General features: G+C 46.4%; 6 protein-coding genes and 1 pseudogene. All 7 read left to right on the top strand.

Translation table 11 applies throughout. The annotated features are described in order from the left end of the window. Nucleotides 1–791, top strand: a 791-nt coding sequence (locus RMO84_RS00755; RefSeq protein ID WP_396135733.1) for a calcium-binding protein, incomplete at its 5' end; no start/stop codon positions are given. Between the two features lie 209 nt (nt 792–1,000). After that, nucleotides 1,001–1,747 (top strand): hypothetical protein, encoded by a 747-nt coding sequence (locus RMO84_RS00750; protein ID WP_310486507.1) that lies wholly within the window; start codon nt 1,001–1,003, stop codon nt 1,745–1,747. Between the two features lie 44 nt (nt 1,748–1,791). Further along, nucleotides 1,792–3,900 (top strand): BamA/TamA family outer membrane protein, encoded by a 2,109-nt coding sequence (locus tag RMO84_RS00745; RefSeq protein WP_310486505.1) that lies wholly within the window; start codon nt 1,792–1,794, stop codon nt 3,898–3,900. A 75-nt stretch (nt 3,901–3,975) separates the two neighbouring features. Beyond that, a complete protein-coding gene (locus tag RMO84_RS00740; protein ID WP_310486504.1) occupies nt 3,976–4,986 on the top strand; it encodes a phosphotransferase in 1,011 nt (336 codons plus the stop codon). Between the two features lie 11 nt (nt 4,987–4,997). Then, a complete protein-coding gene (locus tag RMO84_RS00735) occupies nt 4,998–5,600 on the top strand; it encodes a shikimate kinase (RefSeq protein ID WP_310486502.1) in 603 nt (200 codons plus the stop codon). 8 nt (nt 5,601–5,608) lie between these two features. Further along, nucleotides 5,609–5,731, top strand: coding sequence for a hypothetical protein (locus tag RMO84_RS00730; protein WP_310486500.1), 123 nt, complete (start codon nt 5,609–5,611; stop codon nt 5,729–5,731). Next, nucleotides 5,715–6,345, top strand: a pseudogene (locus RMO84_RS00725) (GNAT family N-acetyltransferase); the annotation flags it as partial. The gene RMO84_RS00730 and the pseudogene RMO84_RS00725, both read left to right, overlap by 17 nt.

The following is a 6,345-nucleotide window of genomic DNA, read 5'->3' as shown; positions in this document are numbered from 1 at the left end:
CGGCAACCGATAAACCTGCGGATCTAACTCTAGCTGAGATTTCTGTCGCTGAACTCAATCGGTCTGACTTTAGCTGGCAAGGCAAAGACTGGCAAGTAGTGCTGGAAAAATTGCAGGCGAATAATCCTAACTTGGTGCAGTTGACCGATCGCCAAAATGCTGAAGAAGTACGTGACAATATTGGAGCTGGTAATGTCCTTAATCTACTCAGTGAAGCACTTGCCGATGTAAATCCAGTTCCGCCCGATAAAGTCAATCGACCTACCGCTGGAGATGATATCTTATTTGGTACCGATCGGAATGACAAGATTAAGGGTGGTGCTGGTGATGACTACATTCGCGGTGGGGCTGGTAACGACCGACTCTTTGGTAATGAAGGTAAAGATGCCCTCATCGGTGGTACTGGCAACGATGTTCTTTATGGCGGCGCAGGTGATGATATTCTCACTGGGGGCATGGGAAAAGATCGATTTATCTTTGGCGATGGGACACCTTTCAGTGCCGCATCTTTGGGGATAGACAGAATTAATGATTTTACACCTGGAGAAGACTCGATCGGTCTGAGCAAGGCTACCTTCAACCTATTCAAACGAGATTTTGCTAGTAACTTTGCCATCGTAACCGATGATGCTTCAGCGGCAACTAGTACTGCGGCGATCGTCTATAACAGCGGTAGCGGCAGTCTTTTCTACAACACTAATGGGATCGATGTTGGCTTTGGGAATGGCGGCCAGTTTGCCAGTCTCTTCGGTCAACCTTCCCTATCGGTTTGTGACTTCAAACTCATCTAATTTTTGGCTGAGTCGTGTGCGATCGGATGAATGTCATCAATCCTGTTAGCGATCGATCGACATGACTAAGGTCATATTTTCTATGACCTTAGTTAATATTCAAATTACTGAGAATCGGGTTACTCTGTACTAAATGTGCGGACATGTAGCATTTCCAGTAAATGTTATGTGTCCGCATGACGATCGAGATATTCGGGAGCGATTGAAGCATGAAAATTTATTTAGCCTGTCTGTTACTAATTACCAGCTCAATTGGTCTAGTACCGCCAACAGCCGCCGTCGCCAAGCCCAAACCAGCGGACATCACCACAGTAGTCGCGCCGCAAGTCATTTCCCCTGCCGCTGCACTCAATCGATTGATTGTCGCAGAAAAATTGGACGCGAGTTGGTTTACCCCAGCATTTCTCAAAGCGGTAGATAAAAACTCGGATGTGAATGCGATCCAAATGCAGCGAGATTTCACCATGAAGTTAGGACGCTTTAGGTATGGTAACTACAAATCCGTTCAATCGATCGGTAGCAATAAATATCGCGTCTTATTCGATCGAGCCGAACCGGATGCGGTAATCGTCCAGCTCAGTGTCGATGCCAAAGGCAGAATTGCAGAGATAGGCATTAGCGAGAAAAACAAACCAGCACCAACAGCGCAAGCTCAAGCCGCAGCTCAAGTTGCTCTCGATAAATCTTTCAAAACTAATACCCGTGCTAACGGCGAAGTTAGTCCGGTGCTGGTGAGTCTCAAGCAGTGGTTGGGGAATTATCAAAAGGTTAAAAAAGTAGATGCGACTAAATATCTGGGCATGTTCGAGCGCGGTTCGGCTCCAGTGACGATTAATTTCAAGCCGGATGGATCGATTGAAAACTATAGCATGGGCTGTCCGACTACAAAGGTTTCACTCAAGCAAGCACCAGAGAATCTCCAGAAGATATTTGCCACCTGCCCTAATCTCAAATAAACAGCTAATTGTTGTCATCCTGCCAAGTTAAAGATCGATCGATTATGTATTTAAAATCATTTTTAGTTATTACGATTGCGGCGATCGCTCAGATCGCAAATTCTGTCATCGCTCATGCTGAATCTAGTCAGATGGGGAGCCTAATTGCCGATCGCAACCTAGCTAATGTAGTTCTAGATCGGCACGCGATCGATCGAACTAACAACATCCCTAGTGCGATCGATTTAATCGCCCAATCGAAACAGAAACCGCGCAAAGCTGTCAACCGCCGGAAACGCTCGGTTATTACCAATACTCCATCCCCATCGCCAAGTGCGAACACACCACCAGCTAATTCTCGATCGCAAGCGATCGTTGCTGAAATCGTTGTCAAAACAGATCGGGGTCAGCTAGAGCCAGCCTTAGCAGCCAAAGTTCGGCAAGTACTAACCATTACCCCCGGACAGCCAGTTACGCGCGATCGATTGGAGCAAAACTTAAATGCAGTTAAGGCTCTAGGCGACTTTGCGACTGTCCAGATCGTGCCTGAAGATACCCCCAAAGGCGTGAAAGTTAGCTTTGTAGTCCAACCTTACGGCACACTTAACCAAGTACAAATTAGGACGTTACCAGCTAATAGCAGCAGCGCGATCGCTGCGGGAACGATCGATGAAATCTTTAAACCCCAATATGGCAAACAACTAAACACGATCGACCTGAAAGCCGCGATCGAGAAATTAAACCAACTTTATCAACAGCAAGGCTATAATCTCGCTCAAGTTATCGATGTCGAAGAACCTACTGCTGACGGTAAAGTAACTCTAGTCATTGCTGAAGGATCGATCGAAGATGTTCGTGTCAGATTCCTCAATAAAAAAGGCGAAGCTGAGGATGAGAATAAAAAACCATTCACAGGCCAAACTCGACCCTTTATCATCACCCGTGAGGCGGCATTAAAACCAGGTAAAGTGTTTAACCGTGACACCGTCGAGCAAGATCTGCGGCGGATTTACGGCTTAGGTTTATTCGATGATGTGCGGGTATCTTTCGCCCCAGGTAGCGATCCAGCCAAAGTCGTCCTTCAGTATGATGTCATCGAGCGGAACAAGAATTTCTCGATCGTCCCTAATGTCGGCTACGGCTCCGTCAATGGCTTTTATGGCAGTCTCAATTACAACCAACTGAATGTCGGCGGCAATGCTCAAACCCTCAGTGCCAATGTGCAGCAGGGTACAACAGGTTTAATCGGTGACGTGAGTTTCACCGATCCGTGGATTGCTACCGACCCCAATCGAACATCTTACAGTGTCAACGCATTTGCCCGTCGATCGACATCCTTCATCTTTGGCGGTGGTAAAACTCCCCTATTCGTACCTGGAACTACCAACGATACGCCGACAATTCTCCGCACTGGCGGTGGGATTACCTTCAACCGTCCCCTCAATGGCGATCCTTATGGTGACGGTGGTTGGCGCGGTTCGCTGGGAGTGCAGTATCAACGCGTTTCGACACGAGATGTCTATGGCGGATCGATCGTGCCGAAAGATTCGGGTGGTAACGATCTGAGCTTGAGCAAAACCGGACAAGACGATCTCTTGATGTTGCAATTGGGGTTGACTCAAGATGCGCGGAATAGTTTTAGCGATCCGACGCAGGGTTCTTTGCTCAAACTGGGATTAGACCAATCGGTGCCAGTGGGGCTGGGTAATATTGCAATGACCAGAGCCAAAGCGAGTTTCACGCAATACGTTCCTGTAAAATTGACGAACTTTACGGCGGGTAGTCAATCACTCCTGTTCAATGTCCAGGGTGGCACGATCCTTGGCGATTTGCCACCTTACGAAGCGTTTAGTTTGGGTGGTTCGTCTGGCGTGCGCGGTTATGAGGATGGCGATGTGGGTTCGGGGCGCAGCTACGTCCAAGCTACTGCCGAATATCGCTTCCCGATCGTGTCGATCTTCGGTGGCGGGCTGTTTTTTGATTATGGTAGCGATTTGGGCACAGGGAACAGCGTTCCTGGCAATCCCGCCGGATCGCGGGGTAAACCAGGCAATGGATTTGGCTACGGTGCAGGGGTACGGGTTCAATCCCCGATCGGGCCATTACGTCTAGATTATGCCATCAATAATCTCAATGAAACTCGGATTCAATTCGGACTGGGGGAGCGATTTTAGCTGTTCGAGCCAAGTAAGAGCGACATCAAAGTGCGCCAGTCTGAAATTCCGATCGAGTACAAGGCTCAATTTTCTATGAGTAAAATTTTCCCAGTAACTCACTCAATTCTATCCACATCGGCCTTAATTACTGAATTTCTACCTGAATATGCGATCGAAACTCCAACCGATTGCCGATTTCTCCAACCCGGTTTAAATGATACATTTTTAGTAATTACCCCAACAGCCAAATATATCCTGCGCGTCTACCGTCATAATTGGCGTTCTATCGATGAAATTCTTTATGAATTAGACGCTCTGCTTTACTTAAAAAATGCAGGCGTTAACGTCTCGGTGCCCATTATGAGAAAAGATGGCAACCTCATCGGTTCGATCGTGGCACCCGAAGGCTTACGCTATGTCGTGCTATTTACCTATGCACACGGTAAGGAACCCGATTATGAAACAGAAAAAGAACGAGAAGCTTACATCTATGGCAAGGCTGTAGCGAAGATTCATGCGGCAACCGATACATTCCAAAGCAATCACCATCGCTTTACTATCAATTTAGAATATCTTTTGGATATTCCCTTGCGATCGATTCAACCGTTTCTAGCTCATCGCCCAGAAGACTGGAAATATCTGACTAGATTGGCTACTAAATTAAAGACACAAATTCTAGATTTGTCACTAAATAATCTCGAACTAGGTTTTTGTCATGGAGATTTTCATTCAGGTAATGCTCATCTTGTTGGCGGAGCCTCTCCCCTGGAGAATCGGAACGAACAAATAACATTCTTTGATTTTGACTCTTGCGCTATGGGCTGGCGATCTTATGATATTGCCAACTTTCGCTGGAATGCGCGTCTAAATAAAAAAGAAAAAGAAATGTGGCCTTCATTTCTGCATGGGTATACTGAAGAGCGACATCTAAGCGAAATAGATATTCAGGCAACACAATATTTTGTACCGATTCGCCATGTTTGGCTATTGGGACTACATACGAGCAATGGACAAGATTGGGGATTTAGTTGGATAAATGATGGCTATTTCGATCGAGCTTTGAAGTTTTTCCGCGAGTGGGAAACAGAATATCTAAATGAGTAATTGAAGCCAAAATGAAAAATGATTCAGTTCGACTTCTTACCTCAACTACTCCCGAACTAATCCTCATCGGGCCGACTGGGGCGGGGAAAAGTACTCTAGGCTTACTGCTTGCCGATCGATTAAACCTGCCTAGTGTCTCAATGGATGAGATTGCCGATCGTTATTACGATGAGTGCAATTTTGGGATCGCCGTATTCCAGAAGTTGCGAACCGAACAAGGTTTTCTCGCGACTCATCGACAATGGGAGCCAGTCCGAGTTCATGCGATCGAGCGCGTTCTGTCAGAGTGTGGGCGCGTCGTCCTCGATCTGGGAGCCGGACATACACATTATGAAGACCCTGTGATGTTCGATCGGGTAAAACAGGCGATCGCGCCGTGTCCCAATGTTATCTTCCTGCTACCATCTGCCGATTTGGATCGATCGGTTCGTATCCTGAAGGATCGGTGTATGTCAGAGCGTGGAAGTGACTGGGTACAAGATGGCTATGACTTCATCGCACACTGGGTTAAGGATAGCCAAAATCATGACCTCGCAACATTAACCATTTTCACTGAGGGCAAAACACGAACAGAGACATGCGAGGAGATCGTCGCGAGAATCCAAAACTCATAACTAAAAATATGAATAGTTTATTAACAATAATGCGCCCTTATCAAGGTGAATCCGATCTTCAATTAATTATCGATCTTATTGATGCTTGCGAACGAGTCGATCGATTAGAATCATTTGTCTCGTTCGCGTAGCGTACCGGAGGTAATCGAGCAACTGCGTTCATCCATAACCAATCCAGCAATCGATCGAGAGCGCGATTTAGGGCTGTGGGAAGATGCTAAAGGTGAATTAATTGGTTTTGGTGAATTATCAATCGATGAACCTATTTCAGACAATTTAACTAATGGTAGTTTATGGTTTTTCGTTCATCCAATCGCTCGTGGTGGGGACTTAGAAGCGCAAATTATTGCTTGGGCAGAACAGCGGATTAGTGAAGTAGCTAGAGAATGTCAGGGACAGCCTAAATTATTAACTTGGAGTCGCGATAGTCGGATCGATCGCATTGCCATATTAGAGGATCGTGGTTTTGTCAAAGGTCGTCAATACTGGTTTTTATCTCAGTCATTGCAGCGAACTATTCCTACATCACAATTGCCTGAAGGTTTTAGCATTCGCGCTGTCGATGGCGAACGGGAAGCACAAGCATGGGTGGATCTCCACAATCAGGCTTTTTGTAATGCTTGGCTCTACCAGCCGCTAACTGTTGAAAGCTACAAGCATCGTTTACAAGCTCCTGACTACTTATCCAAACTAGACTTAGTTGCCGTCGATGCCGATGGTAAGTTTGCCGCGATTTGCTACTGCG

The sequence above is a fragment of the Chamaesiphon sp. VAR_69_metabat_338 genome, from assembly GCF_031423935.1.
Classification (GTDB): domain Bacteria; phylum Cyanobacteriota; class Cyanobacteriia; order Cyanobacteriales; family Chamaesiphonaceae; genus Chamaesiphon.
Note: the sequence above shows the minus strand (reverse complement) of the source record. Positions and strands in the feature narration are given on the sequence as shown.